General features: G+C 64.8%; 22 protein-coding genes, 1 tRNA gene and 1 pseudogene. 14 read left to right on the forward strand and 10 right to left on the reverse strand.

What is annotated here, in order from left to right; genetic code table 11:
• Nucleotides 1-10 precede the first annotated feature (10 nt).
• Nucleotides 11-676, reverse strand: coding sequence for a class I SAM-dependent methyltransferase (locus AC066S_RS09420; RefSeq protein ID WP_478269496.1), 666 nt, complete (start codon nt 674-676; stop codon nt 11-13).
• 97 nt (nt 677-773) lie between these two features.
• Nucleotides 774-932, reverse strand: a complete 159-nt coding sequence (locus AC066S_RS09425; RefSeq protein WP_478269602.1) for a hypothetical protein — start codon at nt 930-932, stop codon at nt 774-776.
• Here AC066S_RS09425 and AC066S_RS09430 point away from each other — a divergent pair.
• A pseudogene (locus tag AC066S_RS09430) lies at nt 913-1,238 on the forward strand (hypothetical protein). The gene AC066S_RS09425 and the pseudogene AC066S_RS09430 overlap by 20 nt on opposite strands.
• A gap of 348 nt (nt 1,239-1,586) precedes the next feature.
• Nucleotides 1,587-1,850, forward strand: coding sequence for a hypothetical protein (locus AC066S_RS09435; RefSeq protein WP_126260247.1), 264 nt, complete (start codon nt 1,587-1,589; stop codon nt 1,848-1,850).
• A gap of 133 nt (nt 1,851-1,983) precedes the next feature.
• Here AC066S_RS09435 and AC066S_RS09440 read toward each other — a convergent pair whose 3' ends face one another.
• From AC066S_RS09440 to AC066S_RS09460, 5 genes are all read right to left on the reverse strand, one after another.
• Entirely contained in the window at nt 1,984-2,886 is a 903-nt protein-coding gene (locus AC066S_RS09440) for a hypothetical protein (RefSeq protein ID WP_478269497.1), read from the reverse strand.
• Between the two features lie 66 nt (nt 2,887-2,952).
• Nucleotides 2,953-4,818, reverse strand: coding sequence for an adenylate/guanylate cyclase domain-containing protein (locus AC066S_RS09445; RefSeq protein ID WP_126260245.1), 1,866 nt, complete (start codon nt 4,816-4,818; stop codon nt 2,953-2,955).
• A 363-nt stretch (nt 4,819-5,181) separates the two neighbouring features.
• A complete protein-coding gene (queD, locus tag AC066S_RS09450) occupies nt 5,182-5,538 on the reverse strand; it encodes a 6-carboxytetrahydropterin synthase QueD (RefSeq protein WP_126260244.1) in 357 nt (118 codons plus the stop codon).
• Between the two features lie 82 nt (nt 5,539-5,620).
• A tRNA-Arg gene (locus AC066S_RS09455) sits at nt 5,621-5,697 on the reverse strand.
• Nucleotides 5,698-5,988: 291 nt separating this feature from the next.
• Entirely contained in the window at nt 5,989-7,482 is a 1,494-nt protein-coding gene (locus AC066S_RS09460; RefSeq protein ID WP_478269498.1) for an ATP-binding protein, read from the reverse strand.
• 363 nt (nt 7,483-7,845) lie between these two features.
• Here AC066S_RS09460 and rpmH point away from each other — a divergent pair, with 363 nt between their 5' ends.
• From rpmH to dapE, 11 genes are all read left to right on the forward strand, one after another.
• A complete protein-coding gene (gene rpmH, locus AC066S_RS09465) occupies nt 7,846-7,980 on the forward strand; it encodes a 50S ribosomal protein L34 (RefSeq protein WP_008542748.1) in 135 nt (44 codons plus the stop codon).
• Between the two features lie 26 nt (nt 7,981-8,006).
• A complete protein-coding gene (rnpA, locus tag AC066S_RS09470; RefSeq protein ID WP_478269499.1) occupies nt 8,007-8,393 on the forward strand; it encodes a ribonuclease P protein component in 387 nt (128 codons plus the stop codon).
• 16 nt (nt 8,394-8,409) lie between these two features.
• The gene (yidC, locus tag AC066S_RS09475) at nt 8,410-10,284 is read left to right on the forward strand and encodes a membrane protein insertase YidC (RefSeq protein WP_478269500.1); all 1,875 of its coding nucleotides are present in this window, start codon (nt 8,410-8,412) and stop codon (nt 10,282-10,284) included.
• Between the two features lie 109 nt (nt 10,285-10,393).
• Nucleotides 10,394-11,047, forward strand: coding sequence for a ribosome biogenesis GTP-binding protein YihA/YsxC (gene yihA / locus AC066S_RS09480; RefSeq protein WP_478269501.1), 654 nt, complete (start codon nt 10,394-10,396; stop codon nt 11,045-11,047).
• Nucleotides 11,047-11,412: a DUF423 domain-containing protein gene (locus AC066S_RS09485; RefSeq protein ID WP_478269502.1), complete on the forward strand. Its 366-nt coding sequence runs from the start codon at nt 11,047-11,049 to the stop codon at nt 11,410-11,412. The genes yihA and AC066S_RS09485 overlap by 1 nt, the downstream gene beginning before the upstream one ends.
• Nucleotides 11,413-11,524: 112 nt before the next feature.
• On the forward strand, nt 11,525-12,412 hold the full coding sequence (gene argB, locus AC066S_RS09490; RefSeq protein ID WP_126260238.1) for an acetylglutamate kinase: 888 nt from the start codon (nt 11,525-11,527) through the stop codon (nt 12,410-12,412).
• Nucleotides 12,413-12,558: 146 nt separating this feature from the next.
• The gene (locus tag AC066S_RS09495; protein WP_164718926.1) at nt 12,559-13,545 is read left to right on the forward strand and encodes a DUF1036 domain-containing protein; all 987 of its coding nucleotides are present in this window, start codon (nt 12,559-12,561) and stop codon (nt 13,543-13,545) included.
• 14 nt (nt 13,546-13,559) lie between these two features.
• Complete coding sequence (locus AC066S_RS09500; RefSeq protein WP_126260236.1) at nt 13,560-14,255, forward strand: pyrimidine 5'-nucleotidase; 696 nt, start codon at nt 13,560-13,562, stop codon at nt 14,253-14,255.
• Nucleotides 14,256-14,443: 188 nt separating this feature from the next.
• Entirely contained in the window at nt 14,444-15,289 is an 846-nt protein-coding gene (gene dapD / locus AC066S_RS09505; RefSeq protein ID WP_126260235.1) for a 2,3,4,5-tetrahydropyridine-2,6-dicarboxylate N-succinyltransferase, read from the forward strand.
• Between the two features lie 368 nt (nt 15,290-15,657).
• Nucleotides 15,658-16,284, forward strand: a complete 627-nt coding sequence (locus AC066S_RS09510; RefSeq protein ID WP_478269503.1) for a DUF805 domain-containing protein — start codon at nt 15,658-15,660, stop codon at nt 16,282-16,284.
• Nucleotides 16,281-17,459: a succinyl-diaminopimelate desuccinylase gene (gene dapE, locus AC066S_RS09515; protein ID WP_478269504.1), complete on the forward strand. Its 1,179-nt coding sequence runs from the start codon at nt 16,281-16,283 to the stop codon at nt 17,457-17,459. Before AC066S_RS09510 ends, dapE begins: the two co-directional genes overlap by 4 nt.
• Nucleotides 17,460-17,623: 164 nt before the next feature.
• On the opposite strand, the gene truA is transcribed toward dapE, so the two are convergent.
• From truA to def, 3 genes are all read right to left on the reverse strand, one after another.
• A complete protein-coding gene (truA, locus tag AC066S_RS09520) occupies nt 17,624-18,361 on the reverse strand; it encodes a tRNA pseudouridine(38-40) synthase TruA (RefSeq protein ID WP_478269505.1) in 738 nt (245 codons plus the stop codon).
• 120 nt (nt 18,362-18,481) lie between these two features.
• Entirely contained in the window at nt 18,482-19,405 is a 924-nt protein-coding gene (gene fmt, locus AC066S_RS09525) for a methionyl-tRNA formyltransferase (protein ID WP_478269506.1), read from the reverse strand.
• Between the two features lie 140 nt (nt 19,406-19,545).
• Entirely contained in the window at nt 19,546-20,073 is a 528-nt protein-coding gene (gene def, locus AC066S_RS09530) for a peptide deformylase (protein WP_126260229.1), read from the reverse strand.
• A gap of 171 nt (nt 20,074-20,244) precedes the next feature.
• Between def and AC066S_RS09535 the strand changes: the two genes are divergently transcribed.
• Nucleotides 20,245-21,444: a DNA recombination protein RmuC gene (locus tag AC066S_RS09535; protein WP_126260228.1), complete on the forward strand. Its 1,200-nt coding sequence runs from the start codon at nt 20,245-20,247 to the stop codon at nt 21,442-21,444.
• The last annotated feature ends 56 nt before the right edge of the window (nt 21,445-21,500 follow it).

The raw sequence follows: 21,500 nt of genomic DNA on the forward strand, positions 1-21,500 counted from the left end.
GAGCGCCCGATCACTCGAAATAGATGAATTCGTAATCGCCGGTGTAACCGAGCTTGCCGTACAGCCAGATCCATTCCGAGGTGTGCAGGATGGACTCCGCCGTCAGCGCCCAGCATTCGAGGTTGTGCAATTCGGCGACGGTCCGGTAGCCCTCGACTATGACGTATTTGTTCTTGCCGACCCGCTCGATCTCCTTGAGCGCCGCCTCGAGCTCGTACAGCCGCAGATTGTGCAGAGTGCCGAGCGAGATGACGAGGTCGAAACTGTCGTCGCCATAGGGATAGATGTCCTGGGCGCGATAGTTGAAGAGGTAGGGCTTCACCTGCTCGTGCGCATTGGCAAGGCCGTGCTTGGAGATGTCGAAGCCGACGACTTTCAAGCCCGGCAGGATCTTCTGCATTTCGTAGAGCAGGAAGCCCTTGCCGCAGCCGACGTCGAGCACGCTGGATCCGTCCTTCAGACCATAGGTCTCGATCAGCGCCTTGGCGACCGGCGCCCAGCGCCCCTCGATGAAGCGGTAACCGCCATAGCCGAAACGGCGATCGCCGTCCCAATAATCGGCCTCGTATTCCCGCGCCTTCAGCGAGCAGCCGATCTTGTCGTCGTTCATGCGGGCCATGTAGTCGCGCTTGGTCGCCGTATGCAGTGGCGTCACGATATTCAGGAGTCGTCCCATTGAGTCCTCTGATTCCAAGCGCGTTGCGATTGTCGCGACCGGCGGGGAAGGTCGGGTCGCAACTTGCGAATCCCTTTAGCATCTGCGGACGCGATCATCATTGCTTCAGATCAATGACGTGGAGACCCGGCGACTGCGCCGCCGGCAGCCCGGCATCGGTTGCTGCCGCCGGCAGCGACACGAAGACGCATGGAACGAGAATGCGGGGCGCGGCGTTCGCCGCAAGGGAGCCCATCATGCCGACCAAGCCGACCATCGCTCGCATCTGGCGCGGCCGTACCCGCCACGATCTCGCCGACGCCTACCAGGCCTACTTGCAGGCCGAGGGCATTCCGCCGCTGCGCAAGACCGCGCTCGGCGTGCAGCAATGCGCGAGGATCGCAACGAGGAGACATGGTTCACGACCATTTCCTATTGGGCGGACATCGCGGCCATGACGGCTTTCACCAAGGGCGAGCCCACCAAGGTCCACCATCTCGCGCGCGACGCGGAATTCCTGATCGAGCTGCCGCAGCGTATCGAGATCCACCGCATCCTGATCGACGAACAGGGCCTGCGGTGAAAGACTGAGCCACGGAAGCCGAAGCTCGCATCGCCGCCAAATTGCAGCTTGTCGCAAAAATCCAATCGCTCGCGGCAAGTTGCTGCAGCACAACAAGTTCCCTTCCAGGCCAGGCTAAAGCATGACGGGATGAAGCTTGATTGCCGCGATGACGGAGGTGCACTCCCTCTCCCGCTTACGGGAGAGGTGAACGACCCTGCGGCAATCGGTTCAACCTTAAGTCACGCCGCTCTAGCGTGTCCCGGCAGGCGAACTCACAGGAGCAGCTCGGAGGCCGGCGTCATTCCACGGGAACGCCTCGTCGCCCTTCGCAATTGACTCTGGTCAGGCACGACAACGGAAACAGCCATGAAGAACATCAGTGCCGGCCAGATCGCCCTGCTGGTTGCCCTCGGAGCCATGTTGATCCTCACCGGCGTTTGGGGATTTTCAGTCTGGGAATCCAGCAGCGGCGTCGAGATGGGCAAGCACGGCTGGATCGCGCTTGGCCTCGGCGCTTTCTTCTCGCTCTTGATCGGCTGTGGGCTGATGGCGCTGATGTTCTTCAGCAGCCGCAGCGGTCATGACGATGTCGCCGATCCCTTCCGCCGGCGGGACGGGGAGGACAGCTAGCTGCATCGTCTCGCCTCGCCTTTGTCATTGACGCCGTCGATGACCTTTGCGTCGGACCGCTGCGCAGGCGTCCCATAACGGATACCATTGCGGCTCCCGGGCGTGCGCAGCGAGCCTGCACCCGGACGGCCCCTTACAGCTTTCCGTAGACTCGCCCGGCGAGCGCTTTCAGGCGCTCGACCGAGCCGGACTCCGGATGCGGCTTCACCGGCGCGAACAGGATCGAAGCCTGCCTGCCGTTCTTCCAGACGAAGATGTTGACGGCGTTGCCGTTGCCCTTGGTGCAGGAATGCTCCCCGAACGCTTCACCGCCGAGCTCGGGTATCGCCACGTGCTTGCAGGGACCGGCGCGCTTCATCATGCCGATGGCGGTGTCGCGCGAGGTCGCGATCACCGCGACGGTCATGGTGTTGGCCTCGCGGTCGAACATCATGCAGCTGCCCGCGCCGGTCCGCTGCACCGTCAGCGTGCTGCTGTCGAGAAAGCCGTCGGCGTCGGCGGCCGTGAGCCACTCACAATTGCCGAAGCGCTCGCTGCTCCTACTCACGCTTCCGATGGCAATGCGCGCGGCTTCGCTGAGCGGTCCAAGCAGCGCATCGTCGGCCCGCCGGCCGATCGGATAGACGGTGAGCTGGAGAATGTAATCGCCGGACAAGGCGACGACCGAGGCCTCCTGGCGCTCCGCGCCGGCGGCGCTCGTTCCGCCCTGGCCTTCGTCGCCAATTCCGGACACCGCGTTGAGCGGCATGCGCTCGCCCAGCGTCTTGACGAAGGTCGCGTACAATTCCCTGGCGCGGTCCTTGTCGGGATTGCGGAACACGGACAGCATCATCGTGTCGCCGCGCCCGGCCTGGTAGATGCAGCCGCGGCCGTCCTGATTGGAGATCAGCGACCATTTCAGCGCCGGCATCGCGCGGGCGAGCTCCTGGGCGCTGATGAACGGGCAGGTTTCGGCCGCGCGCGCGGGGAGCAGCGGGGCGGCTGCGATTCCAAGGAACAAGACGAGGCGGGAGAACAGATGATCGGTCGTGCGCATCGGACGAACTTACTATCGAATCGGCGCGCCCGACGAGATGAAACTGAGAAGCTACACAAAATCCTATTACGCAGCCCCCGGTGCCTTCGCCACCGTCAGGTCCTTTAGGAACTGCTCCATGAGCGGCTTGTTGCCAAACCGGCGATAAGACCGTTCTGCCTCCAACGAAAATGTCGGTTGGGCCGCTACCAGGTTTGCCATCGTCAGCTGCGCCACTTCTATGTCGCCGCGCCGCCCTTGTAGCGCAGCCTGGATTAGCAGGCAGTTGGCATCGCGCGGCGCCCTTACAAGGCATTCGGAGATTACGGCAGCCGACTCGTCGCGACGATCAGCGGCGTAAAGAGCCTGGCCATGCACATAGGCGTAATATTCCGGCGCCATGGGATGAAGGCGACGTGCCCGCTCGGCATTGGCAACGGCGTCCGCGTAGTCCCCGAAACGGACTTGCGCTTTTGCCAATGCCATCATGCTATCCGGGTCATTGGGATTCAGTTCGACGGCGCGCTTGGCGGCCTGCAAGCCGCCCGCATAGTCGCCCTGCACCGCCAGCCCGAAGCTGATCACCTGATAGCCGAGCGAGAGATTGGGATCGAGGCGCACAGCCTGGCGCGCTTCGCTAAGACCTAGTTCCAGCTCATGCGCTGTCGCCCGGCCATTCGACCTCCTGGCCACATCCGCGATGTAAGTGAGAGCCAAGCCCGCACGGGCGGCGGCATAGGCCGGGTCCATTTCCAGCGCGCGCTGATACATGCCGCGTGCCTCCATAAGTGCTTCCGCATCCTGGACGCCATGCCGGTATCGATGACGAGCCCGCAGGAGAAGATCGTAAGCCTGAAGGTTGTCGGTCGGACGTTGCGCGGCAGCAATGGCTTCACTTCGGCCGATATACGGCGCGAGCTGGGCGACGATTTCCGTGGTCAGCTCGCTTTGTACCGTGAAGACGTCGGCAACCTGCCTGTCGAAGCTGCGCGACCAAAGGTGCGCGCCCGATTTCACGTCGATCAGCTGCGCCGAGACGCGAAGCCGGTCCCCCTCGCGGCGCGCGCTGCCTTCTACCACGTAGGAAACGCCCAGCTTTGCCCCGAGCTTGCGCATATCGCTTTCTTGCCCGCGCACGGCATATGTGGAGTCGCGCGCGATAATCTGAAGCTCGGAATTCCTTGCAAGCGCCGTGGTCACATCCTCGGTCAGCCCGTCTGCAAAGTACGACTGGTCGCCGCCCATGGCCGCAAAGGGCATGACCGCAACTGACGGCCGCGGGTCGGCGCGGGTCTGGTCGAACAACAGCGCGGCCGGGAGCCGGCTGACCATCGCCGCCAGGGAAAGCGGTTGGATTTGGGTGCCGATGAGGACAAGGGCTACGGCGGCGACGCCATACGACCAGCGCGCAGCGGTACCGTATAGAACGCGCGGGATTTTTCGCCAGCGAGACCACGAGGATTGCGCGCGCCGTACCCGGTAGACATTAAGACGCTCGGGAATGTTTTTGGCGCGCCTGCGGCCCACACGCGCGAACACCTCGCCGCGATTGCGGTCTGCGGCCATGACGACAGCGCCGCTAACAAAGATGCTACCGGGATCGGCCATCGCCTCAAGCCGTGTGGCGACATTAACGCCGTCGCCGTACATATCGCCATTATCCTCGATGACATCACCGAGGTTGATGCCTATGCGCAGCTCAAACGGGGCGTTGTCGAACCCTTGCTGGATAGCAGTGCCCGCATCAACGGCTTCGTTGACGCTGGGAAACATCGCCAGAAAGCCGTCCCCGGTCATCTTGAAGATGCGTCCGCCATGCTGCGCGACCGTGGGCTCGATCAGATTGTCGAAGACCGTGCGCAGCTCTTTATAGGTGGAGGCCTCGTTTTCGGCCATCATCAGGCTGTAGCTGACGATGTCGGCAGCCATGATCGCGGCGAGCTTGCGTTCCATCAACGGTTTCCCTGTACAGGGGCCAGGCACAAACTGGCATTGCGGACATTCGACGCCAGCTTGAAACTAAACCTTCCAACCCGCATGCGGGTATCAACACAGCTCATATGTACGTGAGTAATGAGCCCCCTCCGGCGGCGTGCAGGCAGCGGCACTCCGCGCATACGGCTGATCCTGAGTTTCCCTGCGGGTTCCCAAGGGGTAGAAACGGCGGCTGCTGGCGTTCGCAGTTCCATACCGACGCGGCGCGCAGGGAACGCTTCGAACTCCCCCCGACGATTCGCAGGCTGATGCTCCATCCACACGATGAGCGGCTGCAGCTCATGGTGGTGAGGCCGGCGCCGGGTCAGCGCCGGGCCGACGTCACTGCCCCTGATATTCGGCCCAGCAATCCGCCGTCTCATAGACGCGAACGGCCGACAGCTGCCGAAGGCTCGGCTTCAACCGGTCCCAGATCCAGATCGCGATATTCTCGGCGGTCGGGTTCTCAAGGCCTTTGACCTCGTTCAGGCAGCGATGGTCCAGCGCCTCCAGGATGTCGGCGAAGCATTTTTCGATATCGAAGAAGTCTGCGACGAAGCCGGTGTGCGGATCGACCGGCCCGTCCAGCTGGACCTCGACCCGGTAGGAATGACCATGCAGCCGGCGGCATCGATGGGTCTCGGGCACGTTCGGCAGCCGATGCGCCGCCTCGAACTTGAACGCCTGCGATATCTTCATTCCGCTCCTCACACGGCGAAGCCATCCGGTCTCGGCCCGTCTGGCGACCAGATGCTGCTTTGTCCTGACCTTCGTCGAAGAATGGCGCGCCCGGAACGATTCGAACGTCCGACCCTCAGATTCGTAGTCTGATGCTCTATCCAGCTGAGCTACGGGCGCGTGTTTCGCAAACAGCGCGGGCATAGCCCGCGACGCAGCCCCCGGCGGAGCCGGAGGGGGTGCGAAAGAGCGCTCTGACTAACCGCTCTCGTCCCGATTGGCAAGATCCGGAATGGGGGTATTTTCGCGCATTTCCGCATCTCAGCTCGTCATTCCGGGGCGCGACGAAGTCGCGAGCCCGGAATCCATAACCACCAGCTGGGATTATGGATTCCGGGCCTGGCCCTTCGGGCCATCCCGGAATGACGGACATCATGGGAATCGCCCCGTCATCACTCGGCCGCTGGCCGACTAGGCCCTCGCCCGCTCGTTGCGGATGGAGAGCAGCTCCACGGGGCGGTCGGGGATGACGATGCGGAAGGTGGCGCCGATGGTGCCTTCGACCAGGTGGATATCGCCGCCATGGGCGCGGACCAGCTCGGCGGCGATGGCGAGGCCCAGCCCGCTGCCGCCGGGACGCCCGGAGGTCTGGAACGCCTCGAACAGGTGCTCCCTGGTCTTCTGGGGCACGCCGGGACCGGTGTCGGAGACCTCGATGATCGCGACGGCGCCTTCGCGCTTTCCGGTGATCCGGATCTGCTGCGGGCCGCCGTCGCCGGAGGCATGACTCTCCAGCGCCTGGGCGGCGTTGCGAACGAGGTTGAGCAGCACCCGGAACAGCTGATCGGGATCGGCATCGACCGCCAGCCCGCGCTCGATCGCGGCGACCCAGGCAATCGAGGCATCGGAGGCGAGGCCTGCGGTCTCGCGCACCTCCAGCACGACCGGCTCGATCAGGATCATGCGGCGGTCGGGCGCGGCCTCCTGGGCACGGCCGTAGGACAGCGTGGACTGGCAGAAGGCGATGGCGCGTTCGAGCGAGCGCACCAGCTTGGGCGCAAAGCGCTGCACCCGCGGATCCGGCACGCTGGCGAGCTGGTCCGACAGCAGCTGGGCCGAAGCCAGCAGATTGCGCAGATCGTGGTTGATCTTGGACACGGCGAGACCGAGGGCGGCGAGCCGGCTCTTCTGATGCAGCATCGACATCAGATCGCGCTGCATATCCGACAACTCGCGCTCGGCGACCCCGATCTCGTCGCTGCGTTGGCTCGGCACGATGATTCCCGCCGAGCTTTCGGGGTTTTCGTGGAAGCCGACCAGGCTCGCGGTCAGCCGCCGCATCGGGCGCACGAAGAGATAGTGAAGCGCGAGATAGACGAGGCCGGCGGTCAGCGCCGCGATGATCAGCGCGACCACCACGAGGTTGCGGGAGAAACGGTACATCTGCTGCCGCAGCGGCAGCTCGTCGGTGACGATCTCCATGAACTGGGCCGTGCCGACGCCGGGCCCGACGATCCGGATGGCCTGGTTGCCGGTCTCCAGCATCATCCGGAACGAGCCGGTGATCGCCTCCCACGCCGTCATGTCGCGCAGGTCGATGTCATGCTCGATGGTGGCTGGAATGTTGTCGCTGGCGAGCAGCCGGCGCTGCTGGCCCATCTTGATGGCAACCGCGCGGGCATTGATGCTCTTCAGAATCTGGCGCGACAGCGAATCGGGAACCATGCCGAGCGGCGCCGCATCCAGCACCAGCGCCGCCGTGTTCGCCGCCGCGACACGGTCGTTCAGCCGGTTGACCCAGAAGTTGGCAATGGCGGGCACATAGAGCAGGACGGCCGCGATCATCACCAATGGCACGGTCAGCAGCAGCAGCTTGCCCGATAGCCCGAGCCCGCCGCGGGAGCGCATCACCGGCTGCTCCGGCTGATCCTGATCCTGGATCGGCTGGCGGTCTGTCACTGCCACGAAATTCGCCCTCGCTGCCTGGCGGGTGAAGGATTGGCGGAATGAAGATGCGACCCGGCCCCGGTCCGGTCAAATTACAGATCGCTAATCTGCCGAGGTGGGATGTAAGCGCTGATATCGCGAGTCGCCACCTCAAGGGTTAAAAACCCCGCACAAACAGCGATATTCACCAGAATCGCGCGCTTGTGCGGCGTTGACGAAAACAAGGCGCTCGCTTATAAGCCGCGCAAATTGTCCGCGATGACCCGGTGCGACGCCGGGAGCGGCTCTCTTGGGGCCGGAAAAGGGCCCGTTTTGGGCCGCATCTTCCGGACTTTACCATCAATTCTACAGGCAAATTGCCCGGTCAGCGGAGAAAAACCCGTGAAGCGGACTTATCAACCCAGCAAACTGGTGCGCAAGCGCCGTCACGGCTTCCGTGCCCGTCTCGCCACTGCCGGCGGCCGCAAGGTTCTCGCCGCCCGCCGCGCGCGCGGTCGCAAGCGTCTGAGCGCCTGAGCCAGACCCCCTTTTGGGATTTCATCATGGATCGGCTGAGGCAGCGGGCGGATTTCCTCGCCGTTGCCAATGGCGCGCGGGTGAACGGTCCTGCGTTCGTCCTGCAAAGCCGTCCCCGCGATGACGGCGGCCCGATCCGGATCGGCTTCACCGTCACCAAAAAGAACGGCAACGCCCCCGAGCGCAATCGCATCCGGCGCCGGCTTCGCGAATTGGTGAAGCGGCTCGATCCGGTATCGATCCCGCCCCATCATGATTATGTGCTGGTTGGCCGAAAGGACGCGCTCTCGCGCCCCTTCGCCACCATGCTCGACGATCTGCGCATAGCGTTTACGAAGCCCGCGCGGCATACGGCCAAGGCGCGCGGCCACAGGCCTGGTCCCGCCGCAGCGACCAGCCGCAAACCAGATTGATGACGAGACAATCGAGATGACCGACAATCGTAATACCATCCTCGCCGTCATTCTGTCCGGCCTGGTGCTGATCGCGTGGCAGTATTTCTACAACGTGCCGCAGATGGAGAAGCAGCGCGCCCAGCAGCAGACGCAGGCCGAGCTGCAGAAGGGCAGCACGCCCCAGCCGAGCGCGTCCGCGACGCCAGGCGGCGCGCCGGCGACGCCCGGCAGCGCGCCGCAGCCCGGCGCGGCCCAGCCGTCGACGCCGGCGGTGAACCAGGTCCAGCCGGTCGTCGCCCGCGAGACCGCCATTGCAGCCAGCCCGCGCGTGAAGATCGAGACGCCGCGGATCGTCGGCAGCATCTCGCTGAAGGGCGGCCGCATCGACGACATCGCGCTGGTGCAATATCGCGAGACGGTCGATCCCAAATCGCCGCCGATCGTCCTCTATTCGCCCTCGGGCACGGCGGAGCCCTATTACGCCGAATTCGGCTGGGTTGCGGCGACGGGCGTGACGGCAAAGATGCCGGATGCCCAGACCGTCTGGCAGCAGGAGGGCAGCGGCAGCCTGACGCCGTCGACGCCCGTGACCCTGAAATGGGACAATGGCGACGGCCTCACCTTCCGCCGCACCATCGCCGTCGACGACCATTATCTTTTCACGGTCAAGGACGAGGTGAGCAACGTCGGCAATGCGCCTGTCACGCTCTATCCGTTCGCGCTGATCTCGCGCCACGGCGCGCCGCAAGTTTCCGGCTATTACATCCTGCATGAAGGCCTGATCGGCTATCTCGGCGACGAGAAGCTGAAGGAATATGCCTACAAGCAGGTCGACGAAGCCAAGCAGGTGAATTTCAACAACGTCACCAATGGCTGGCTCGGCATCACCGACAAGTATTGGGCCTCGGCGCTGCTGCCCGACACCAATGCGCGGCTGCAGGCGCGGTTCTCGTCGAACCCCGTCGGCAAGGTTCACACCTATCAGACCGATTATCTGCTCGACCCCGTCACGGTCGCGATCGGCGGCACCGCGACGGCGAACGCGCGGCTGTTCGCGGGCGCCAAGGAAGCCGGCGTGGTCGGCATCAACTTCCCGCTCGCCGGCCACGGCGGCTACAACAAGGAGCTCGGCCTCAACCATTTCGATCTGCTGATCGACTGGGGCTGGTTCCACTTCCTCACCAAGCCGATGTTCCTCGGCCTCGACTTCTTCTTCCGCTTCTTCGGCAATTTCGGCATCTCGATCCTGCTCGTGACCGTGATCGTGAAGCTGTTGTTCTTCCCGCTGGCGAACAAGTCCTACGCCTCGATGGCGAAGATGAAGTCGGTCCAGCCGCAGCTCCAGGCGCTGAAAGAACGCTTCCCCGACGACAAGGTGAAGCAGCAGCAGGAGATGATGGAGATCTACCGCAAGGAGAAGATCAATCCGGTCGCCGGCTGTCTTCCCGTGCTGATCCAGATCCCGGTATTCTTCGCGCTCTACAAGGTGCTGTTCGTCACCATCGAGATGCGGCACGCGCCGTTCTACGGCTGGATCAAGGACCTCTCGGCGCCGGACCCGACCAACCTCTTCAACCTGTTCGGGCTGATCCCGTTCGATCCGACCACGATTCCGGTGTTCGGCTATTACCTCGCGCTCGGCATCTGGCCGATCATCATGGGCATCACGATGTGGTTCCAGATGAAGCTGAACCCGACGCCGCCGGATCCGACGCAGCAGATCATCTTCAACTGGATGCCGCTGATCTTCACCTTCATGCTGGCGGGCTTCCCCGCGGGCCTCGTGATCTACTGGGCCTGGAACAATTTGCTCTCGGTGATCCAGCAGAGCTACATCATGCGCCGCAACGGCGTGAAGGTGGAGCTGTTCGACAATCTCAAGGCGACGTTCGCGCGGAAGGCGACGTAATCGTCATTGCGAGGAGCGAAGCGACGAAGCAATCCAGACTGTTTCCGCTGAGAAAGTCTGGATTGCTTCGCTTCGCTCGCAATGACGCGGGGAAGCAGCGAGGCTTCGCATGACCGACGACAAAGATGCGAAGCTGATCGAGGCCGGGCGCAAGCTATTCGCCCGCGACTGGCAGTTCATCTGGGCCTCGCCCTCGATCCAGACGCTGCCGCCGATGGCGGGGCTGGAGGTCGCCTTTGCCGGCCGCTCCAATGTCGGCAAGTCGAGCCTGATCAACGCCCTCACGGGGCGCAACGCGCTGGCGCGCACCTCGCACACGCCGGGCCGCACCCAGGAGCTGATCTTCTTCGAGGTCCCAGGGAAGTCCGACCTGCGTCTCATCGACATGCCCGGCTACGGCTATGCCAAGGCACCGAAGAGCCAGGTCGCGTCCTGGACCGAGCTGATCCACAAATTCCTGCTCGGACGCGCCTCGCTCGCCCGCGTCTACGTGCTGATCGACGCACGCCATGGACTCAAGGACGTCGATCTCGAAGTCCTGGGCACGCTCGACCGCTCCGCCGTCAGCTACCAGGTCGTGCTGACCAAGGCCGATCAGGTGAAGGCGTCCGAGTTGCAAGCGCGCATCGCCGAGACCGAGGCCGCGCTGGCCAAACATCCGGCCGCGTTCCCGAACGTGCTCGCGACATCGTCGCGCAGCTCGACCGGCATGGAGAGCCTGCGCGCCGCGATGGCGAAGCTGCTGGAAGAGCGGAGCAAGTAATGGCGGCCCATCGCCTCCTGATTGGGCTTGCCGGATTGATGGGCGCCGCCGGCGTCGCGCTGGCCGCGGCCTCTGCCCATGGCGCGGATGCGAGCCGGCTGGCCACGGCGAGCGCCATGCTGCTGTTTCATGCAACCGCCATACTCGCCGTGATCGCCGTACTCGCCCGCGGCCTTCTGCACGGCGGAATTGGCCTCGTCGCCGCGTTCGGCTTGGCGAGCGGCGCCGCGCTGTTCGCGGGCGACCTCACCTTGCGGCAATATGCCGGACACGCGCTGTTTCCGATGGCGGCGCCGACAGGCGGAACGGTGATGATCGCGGGCTGGCTGGCGGTGACGCTGGCCGCGGTGGTGGCGAGGAAGTGACGCTCTCTTACCCTCCCCTGGAGGGGGAGGGTAAGAGCGAACACCACACTTTGCGCCGCGCCCGCCAATCGGATAGAACGCGCACCGACCGTTCCGCCAGCGAGACCGCGACATGACCGACATCTCCCCGCTCGACCAGGCCCGCATCCTGTCCGAAGCGCTGCCGCACATGCAGCAATATGACGAGGAAACCATCGTCATCAAATATGGCGGCCATGCCATGGGCGACGAGGAGACCGCCAAGAACTTTGCCCGCGACATCGTGCTGCTCGAGCAGACTGCGATCAATCCCGTCGTGGTGCATGGCGGCGGACCGCAGATCGCGACCATGCTCAAGCGCCTCGGCATTCAGTCGGAATTCGCGGCCGGCCTGCGCATCACCGATGCCGCGACCATCGAGATCGTCGAGATGGTGCTCGCCGGCTCGGTCAACAAGCAGATCGTCGGCTACATCAACGAGGCCGGCGGCAAGGCCGTCGGGCTGTCGGGCAAGGACGGCAACATGGTGAAGGCGTCGAAGACGACGCGCACCATCGTCGATCCGGGCTCGAACATCGAGAAGGCGATCGATCTCGGCTTCGTCGGCGACCCCGAGAAGGTCGATCTCACGCTGCTCAACCAGCTGATCGGCTACGAGTTGATCCCGGTGCTGGCGCCGCTCGCGACCTCCAAGGAAGGCCAGACGCTGAACGTCAACGCCGATACCTTTGCCGGTGCGGTCGCCGGCGCGCTGAAGGCCAAGCGCCTGTTGCTGCTCACCGACGTGCCGGGCGTACTCGACAAGTCGAAGAAGCTGATCCCGCAATTGTCGGTCAAGGACGCGCGCAAGCTGATCGCCGACGGCACCATTTCCGGCGGCATGATCCCGAAGGTCGAGACCTGCATCTACGCGCTGGAGCAGGGCGTCGAGGGCGTCGTCATCATCGACGGCAAGATGCAGCACGCAGTGCTGCTCGAGCTCTTCACCAACCAGGGCACGGGAACGCTGATCCACAAGTGATGCGGGAGCGGACACAGACGGGCGTCATGGCCGGGCTCGTCCCGGCCATCCACGATCTTTCGTCCGGAGCCAAGAACGTGGATGCCCGGCACAAGGCCGCGCATGACGGATCGAGGGCTCGCCGCTCCCGCCTCACCCGCTTCCTGATGACGCTGCCGGCCGCGGCCGTCTCGTTCGTCGTTTCCTCCGCCCCCGCCTTCGCCGACCTCAAGATCTGCAACCGCATGTCCTATGTGGTCGAGGCCGCGATCGGCATCGACGACAAGGCGGCGACCGCAACGCGCGGCTGGTTCAGGATCGACCCCGCCACCTGCCGCGTGGTGGTGCAGGGTACGCTGACCGCCGACCGCATCTTGCTCAACGCCCGCGCCCTCGGCGTCTATGGCGCCTCCCCGATCCCGCAGAGCGGCAGCGACATGCTCTGTGTCGCCCAGGACAATTTCGTCATTGCGGCGGCCCGGCAATGCCGCACCGGCCAGGCCCAGGCCTCATTCACGCAAGTGACGCCGACGCAAGGCGCGGACGGCAACCTCGTTGCCTACCTCGCCGAGGATTCCGAATATGACGACGAGCAGGCGCGGCTTGCCGGCATCCAGCGGCTGCTGGTGATCGCAGGCTATGACGCCGCGCCGATCGACGGCGTCGACGGGCCGAAGACGCAGGCCGCGCTGGCCGCGTTCCTGAAGAGCCGCGGCCTGTCGTCGGACGTCGTGGGCTCGCCAGGCTTCTTCAAGACCATGGTCGATGCGTTGCAGACGCCGTCTGCGACCGGCCTCACCTGGTGCAACGACACGCCGCACAAGGTGATGGCGGCGATCGCGACCGACGACGGCAAGTCCGTGACCAGCCGCGGCTGGTATCGCATCGATCCCAAGACCTGCCTGCATCCCGACGTGACCGGCCAGCCGAAACAGATCTTCAGCTTCGCGGAGGCGGTCGACGCCGACAACCGCACCGTCAAGCTGAAGGACAGACCGCTGAACTGGGGCGGCGACAGGCAGCTGTGCACGCGCGAGACCAAGTTCGAGACCAATGAGCAGACCGATTGCGGCGCGCGCGGATTTTCGGCGACGGGCTTTAGCGCGGTCGACATGTCCAGCAGCGGCAAGACGCTGCGGTTTGCCGCGCCGTGAGCGAGAGAGTTGCAATGACCCTGCCCCGCACCTTCGCGCATGTCGACACCTGGGTGTTCGACCTCGACAACACGCTCTATCCGCATCACGTCAACCTGTGGCAGCAGGTCGATGCGCGGATCGGGGAGTTCGTCTGCAACTGGCTGAATGTCGGCCCGGACGAAGCACGCAACATCCAGAAGGACTATTACCGTCGCTTCGGCACCACCATGCGCGGCATGATGACCCTGCATGGCGTTTCCGCCGACGACTATCTCGCCTACGTCCACAAGATCGACCACTCGCCGCTGGAGCCGAACCCGGCACTCGGCGAAGCCATCGCAAAATTGTCGGGGCGCAAGCTGATCCTGACCAACGGCTCGGTCGACCATGTCGATGCGGTGCTGGCGCGACTCGGCTTCGCCTCGCATTTCGACGGCGTGTTCGACATCATTGCCGCCGAATTCGAGCCGAAGCCGGCGGCGCAGACGTATCGGAAATTCCTCTCCGATCATTCGGTCGACCCGACCCGGGCCGCCATGTTCGAGGACCTCGCCCGCAACCTCACCGTCCCGCACGCGCTCGGCATGACCACGGTGCTGGTGGTGCCGGACGGCACGAAGGAGGTGGTGCGCGAGGACTGGGAACTGGAGGGGCGGGACGCCGCCCATGTCGACTACGTCACGGATGATCTGGCGGGGTTTTTGGCTGGGTTGTCCCACCCAACGTAGCCGTCATACCCCGCGAAGGCGGGGTATCCAGTAATCACCAGCATCTCGATTCATCACGACGGCTGCGGCGTACTGGATCACCCGCTTTCGCGGGTGATGACACCGAACCAAGCTTGACTCTCCCGGCCCAAATCCCGAAAAAGCGCTCCAATTCACGCGAAACCACGCCTTCCCCAGAGGAAATCCCGATGTCCCTTGCAGCCCTCGAATCCACCATCAACAGCGCCTTCGACGCGCGCGAGACCATCTCGACCTCGACCAAGGGCGAGGTGCGCGAGGCCGTGGACCAGGCGCTGGAGACCCTGGACAAGGGTGAGGCGCGCGTTGCCGAGCGCGGCGCTGACGGCAAGTGGAAGGTCAATCAATGGCTGAAGAAGGCGGTGCTGCTCTCGTTCCGCCTCAACGACATGGGCGTCATCAATGGCGGCCCGGGCAAGGCGACCTGGTGGGACAAGGTGCCCTCGAAGTTCGAGGGTTGGGGCGAGAACCGTTTCCGCGATGCCGGTTTTCGCGCGGTGCCCGGCGCCGTGGTGCGCCGCTCGGCCTTCATCGCCAAGAACGTCGTGCTGATGCCGTCCTTCGTCAATCTCGGCGCCTATGTCGATGAGAGCACCATGGTCGACACCTGGGCCACCGTCGGCTCCTGCGCGCAGATCGGCAAGCGCGTGCACATCTCCGGCGGCGCCGGCATTGGCGGCGTGCTCGAGCCGCTGCAGGCCGAGCCCGTGATCATCGAGGACGATTGCTTCATCGGTGCGCGCAGCGAGGTCGCCGAAGGCGTGATCGTGCGCAAGGGCGCGGTGCTGGCGATGGGCGTGTTCCTGGGCGCCTCGACCAAGGTCGTCGACCGCGAGACCGGCGAGGTCTTCATGGGCGAAGTGCCCGAATATTCGGTGGTGGTGCCCGGCGCCCTGCCCGGCAAGCCGATGAAGAACGGCCAGATCGGCCCCAGCACCGCCTGCGCCGTCATCGTCAAGCGCGTCGACGAGCGCACGCGGTCGAAGACCAGCATCAACGAGCTGCTGCGGGACTGATAGGCGCCACGCACCCACATCTATCCCCGTCACCCTGAGGTGGCCGCCCCTTCGGCGGCCCTCGAAGGGCGACGGCCCGGCTGCCGCAACACCTAGAGCATGATCCGGAAAAGTGCGCAGCGGTTTTCCGAAAAGATCATGCTTAAACAACAACCTAAAGCGCGATGACGATTCATCCCAATCGCATCGCGCTTTAGACCGTTCATCCTTCGAGGCTCCCGGCGCGATGCTTCGCATTGCGCCACTCGCACCTCCAGCGACAACGGCTTCGCCGTTGCGCGGGGATGACGGGTTTGTACTGTATCGAACCCACCCTCCCTGCATCGCGACCTATCTTCGGGCGGCCCGTCCCGCCCGGAGCCCCTCGGATGCACTGGACCTGGTATCTCTTCCGCTTCGACGGCCGCATGCGCCGCACCGGGTTCTGGTGCAGCCTGATCTCTGTCCTGTTCGGCATGATCCTGCTGGTCTCGCTCTACGTAGGAATCATCTCCGTGCTCGGCGGCGAGGTCGGATCCTTCGATCTGAATGCCGACGACGTCTTCAAGATCGTCGATCCCAGAGCCTACCGATGGTCGCTGCTGGACAATCTGCCGCTGCTGCTGCTCAAGTTGGCCGCAACCGCGTTGATGCTCTGGACCTATCTCGCGATCGTCGTGAAGCGCCTGCATGACCGCGACAAGAGCGCATGGTGGCTGCTCGCCTATTTCGTGCTTCCGGGCCTCTACAATCAGTTCGAGGACCGCCTTCCGGACGCCTACTGGATGCTGCCGCTCGCGCTGGGAGGCGTGATCCTCTCCGTCGCCGCTTTTGTCGAGACCGGATTCTTGCGCGGCACCCAGGGGCCCAACCGGTTCGGTCCCGATCCGAAAGCCGAGGACGATTCCACGCCCGCGGCGACCTCCGCAAAAGGCTGGGACCAGAGCCGCGAGATTGAAATTGTCCCGCCTCATGCTAGCCCACCCGGCGGCATGCATGTTAAGCGGGGCGCATGACCGATGCTCTCTCCATTGCCCGCGACCTCATCCGATGCCCCTCAGTAACCCCGGTCGATGCCGGTGCACTCGGGGTGCTCGAAAAAGTCCTCGGCGCTGCCGGATTCACCTGTCACCGCGTGACATTCAGCGAGCCGGGCACGGCCGACGTCGACAATCTCTACGCGCGGATCGGCAGCGAAGGGCCGCACATCACCTTTGCCGGCCACACCGACGTGGTGCCGCCGGGCGAGGAGAGCGCCTGGAGCGTCGGTGCGTTCTCCGGCGAAGTGAAGGACGGGATCCTGCACGGCCGCGGCGCGGTCGACATGAAGGGCGGCATTGCCTGCTCGGTCGCAGCGGTGCTGGAGCATCTCGCCGCCAACGGCGGCAAGCCGCGTGCCGACGGCCAAAAATCAGGCTCGGGCTCGATCTCGTTCCTGATCACCGGCGATGAAGAAGACGTCTCGATCAACGGCACCATCAAGCTGTTGAAATGGGCCGCCGAGCGCGGCGAGAAGTTCGATCATTGCGTGCTTGGCGAGCCCTCCAATGTCGAGACGCTCGGCGACACCATCAAGGTCGGTCGCCGCGGCTCGCAATCCGGCACGCTCGTCGTCGACGGCGTGCAGGGTCACGTCGCCTACCCGCATCGCGCCTCCAATCCGGTGCCGGACATTTCGCGGCTGATCGTGGCGATCTCCGACGAGCCGCTCGACCATGGCAGTGCGCAGTTCCAGGCCTCCAATCTCGAATTCGTCTCGGTCGACGTCGGCAACAAGGCCTTCAACGTCATCCCCGGCGAAGCCCGCGCCAGGTTCAACATCCGCTATAACGACAATCACACCCAGGCGAGCTTGCGCGAGCTGGTGGAGACGCGCCTCGCCAAAGCCTGCGGCAACCGCATCAAGGCCCGCATCGTCTGGGAGCCCTCGAACTCGAACGTGTTCGTGACCAAGCCAGGGCCGTTCACCGATCTCGCCGTCGCCGCGATCGAGGAGGTGACCGGGCGCAAGCCGGAGCTGTCGACGTCGGGTGGCACGTCGGATGCGCGCTTCATTGCGAGCTATTGCCCGGTGATCGAGTTCGGGCTGGTCGGGCAGACCATGCACCAGATCGACGAGCGGGTGCCGGTTGCCGATCTGGAGAAACTGACGAAGGTGTATCGCGGGATACTGACGCGGTATTTCGGGTGAGGCCCGACTGCGGCCTCACATTCCGCTGTCGTCGCCCGGCTTGACCGGGCGATCCAGTATTCCAGAGACAGCAGTGATTGAACCGAGAAGCCGCGGCGTACTGGATGCCCCGGTCAAGCCGGGGCATGACGGCGGTGGGTGTAGCGTGAGCGCGCGCCTCTCGTTCAATAGTCCACCTTCATCAGATACAGGCCCTCGGGCGGCGCGACGATGCCGCAGGCGGCGCGGTTGCGGGCGGCGAGCGCTGCGGAGAGATCGTCGGCGGTCCAGCGGCCCTCGCCGACCCAGACCAGCGATCCCACCATCGAGCGGACCTGGCTGTGCAGGAACGAGCGCGCCGAGGTGACGATTATGATCTCGCGGCCGTCGCGCATCACGTCGAGCTGGTCGAGCGTCTTCTCCGGCGACTTGGCCTGACACTCGGTATCGCGGAAGGTGGTGAAATCGTGCCTGCCGAGCAGGCGCTGGGCTGCCGCATGCATCGCCTCGGCATCGAGCTTGCGCGGCACGCGCCAGGCGTGGCCGGCATCGAGCGCGAGATTGGCGCGGGTGTTGATGACGCGATAGCGGTAGTGCCGCTTCACCGCCGAGAAGCGCGCCTCGAAGCTGTCGGGCACGATCTCGGCCTCTAACACCGCGATCGGATTCGGGCGCAGATGCGCGTTGAGCCCGTCGCGAAAACGCCCCGGCGGGAATTGCTTGTCGACGTCGACATGCGCGACCTGGCCGCGCGCGTGCACGCCGGCATCGGTGCGGCCGGCGCCATGCACCCGCAGGTCCGCCCCCGTCATCGCCTTCACGGCCGCTTCCAGCGCGCCCTGAACCGAGGGCAGCGTGTCCTGCACCTGCCAGCCGAAAAACGGCGCGCCGTCATATTCGATGGTGAGCTTGTAGCGGGGCATCGGTTTCCAGTTTGCTGTCATCGCCCGGCTTGACCGGGCGATCCAGTACGCGGCGGCCTATCGGTTCGACCGAGAAGCCTCGGCTTACTGGATACCCCGCCTGCGCGGGGTATGACAGTGTCAGGTGAATTTGGCTCCCGCCTTCAACGGCACGCCGCGCAGGAAGTCGGCAGCCTGCATCCGGCCCTTGCCCTCGCGCTGGAGCTCGATGATGCGGATCGCGCCCTCGCCGCAGGCGATGGTGAGTTGATCGTCGAGCACCGCGCCCGGCTCGCCGGCGCCTTGCGCCAGCTCACAGCGCAGGATCTTGACGCGCGCGTTCTCAAGCTCGGCCCAGGCGCCGGGGAACGGCGACAGGCCGTGGATGTGGCGCAGCACCTCGCGCGCCGGCCTGCGCCAGTCGATCCGCGCCTCGGCCTTGTCGATCTTGGCGGCGTAGCTGACGCCGTCCGCGCTCTGCTTCTTGAGCTGGAGCCCGCCGCGGTCGAGCGCGGCCATCGCCCGTACCATCAGATCGGCACCGAGACGCGAGAGCCGGTCGTGCAGATCGAGCGCTGTCATACTGTCGGTGATGGCAAGACGCTCGGCCATCGCGACGTCGCCGGTATCGAGGCCGACATCCATCTTCATCACCATCACGCCGCTCTCGGCATCGCCGGCCATGATCGCGCGGTTGATCGGGGCGGCGCCACGCCAGCGCGGCAGCAGCGAAGCGTGCAGATTGTAGCAGCCGAGCTTGGGCGCATCGAGGATCGCCTGCGGCAGGATCATGCCGTAGGCGACCACGACGGCGGCATCGGCCTCGAAGGCACGAAATTCGTCGAGCGCTTCCTGGGTCTTCAGCGTCTTCGGCGTCAGCACGGGCACGCCGAGCTTTCGCGCGGCTTCCTCGACCGGGGTCGGCTGCAATTGCAGCCCGCGCCGCCCGCCCGGCTTCGGCGCACGGGTGTAGACGGCGACGATCTCGTGGCCATGCGCGACCAGCTCGAGCAGCGTCGGCACGGAGAAATCGGGCGTGCCCATGAAGATCAGGCGGAGGGGCATGTGACGAGACAATCCTCGAACAACGAGCAAGGTACTCGTCATGGCCGGGCTTGTCCCGGCCATCCACGTTCTTCCTGCTCGGGGCGGCAAAGAACGTGGATGCCCGGCACAAGGCCGGGCATGACGGCGGAGGACGTGGCCTACTCCGCCGCGCGCTTGGCGGCTTTCTCGAACTTCTTCATCACGCGGTCGCGCTTGAGCTTGGAGAGGTAATCGACGAACAGCACGCCGTTGAGATGGTCGATCTCGTGCTGGATGCAGGTGGCAAAGAGGCCTTCGGCGTCCTCCTCGTGCACCTTGCCGTCGAGATCGGTGAAGCGCACGCGCACCCTCGCAGGGCGCTCGACCTCCTCGTAATATTCAGGAATCGAGAGGCAGCCTTCCTCGTAAATGGACAGTTCCTCGGAGGAGGCGATGATCTCGGGGTTGATGAAGACGCGCGGCAGCGGCTTGGTCTCGCCGTTCTCGTCGCGCTTGGCGAGGTCCATGGTGATCAGCCGCAGCGGCTGCGCGACCTGGATCGCAGCGAGGCCGATGCCGGGCGCGTCGTACATGGTCTCGAACATGTCGTCGGCAAGCTTGCGGATCTCCGAGGTGACCTTCTCGATCGGCTTGGAGACCAGGCGCAGCTGCTTGTCGGGCAGGATGATGATTTCTCTGAGGGCCATGGCCGCGATTTAAGCCCCATGCCGGATACGGTCAATGCGGCCCGGAACCCTGTTAACCCCTCGCTAACCATAAAAATTCGCTTTCCGTTAACCATAGAAATAAGCGGGCGATTAACCCTGAACGTTCGCTATTCGTTCGCGAGCACCGGCGAATCGGCTAGAACGGTCGCCATGAACGAGATCATTTTCATGCTGGACGACTGGCCGGTGCGCACCTTCCACGCGCTGATCGGCTTTGGTGCGCTTGTCCTCGTCCTGCTGGTGGTGATCGCCATCGTCATCGCGCGGTCCGGGCGGCGCGGCGCGGAACTCGCAATGGCGCACGCGATCCGGGCCGACGAGCTCGAGGAACGCCTGAGTGAGGTGCTGCGGGCCCAGAGCGAATCCTCCGGCCGGGTCGACGCCATGACCCAGGCGCTGGCCGGCCGCCAGGCCGAGATGGCGCGGGCGGTCAACGAACGGCTGGATTCGGTGACCCATCGCGTCGGCCAGTCCATGGAACATTCGACCCGCAACACCATGGAGAGCCTGCGCGCGCTGCATGAGCGGCTCGGCATCATCGACAGCGCGCACAAGAACCTCACCGACCTCACCACCCAGGTGACCACCTTGCGCGACGTGCTCTCCAACAAGCAGTCGCGCGGCGCCTTCGGTCAGGCGCGGATGGAGGCGATCGTCCAGGACGGCCTCCCCAAGGGGGCCTACGAGTTCCAGTTCACGCTCTCGACCGGCAAGCGGCCGGATTGCGTCGTGTTCCTGCCCGACCAGCGCCCACTCTGCATCGACGCGAAATTTCCGCTGGAGGCGATGACGGCGCTGCACGACGCCCGCACCGACGAGGAGCGGCGAATCGCCACGCAGCGGCTGCGCGGCGACGTGATGAAGCATGTCAGCGACATCGCCGAAAAATATCTCGTCGCCGGCGAGACCCAGGAGATGGCGCTGATGTTCGTGCCGTCGGAATCGGTCTACGCCGAGATCCACGACGGTTTCGACGACGTGATCCAGAAGGCCTATCGCGCCCGCGTCGTGCTGGTGTCGCCGTCGCTGCTGATGCTCGCGATCCAGGTGATGCAGCAGATCATGAAGGACGCGCGCATGCGCGATGCCGCCGACCAGATCCGCACCGAGGTGATCAAGCTCGGCGACGATCTCGGCCGCCTGCGCGACCGCGTGCTCAAGCTGCAGAAGCATTTCGCCGACGTGAACGAGGACGTCCGCCAGGTGCTGATCTCCGCCGACAAGATCGAAAAGCGCGCGGGACGCATCGAGGAGCTGGATTTCAGCAAGAGCGACGCCCCGGAGGGACCGCGGCTGGTGGCCACGGATGCGGGCGAGCTGTTTCCGCGGAAGCTCCAGGCGGGGGAGTGACGTCTTCACCTCTCCCCGCTTGCGGGGAGAGGTCGGATCGCCCCGGCGATGCGGAG

The organism is Bradyrhizobium sp. CFUWI (assembly GCF_056429085.1).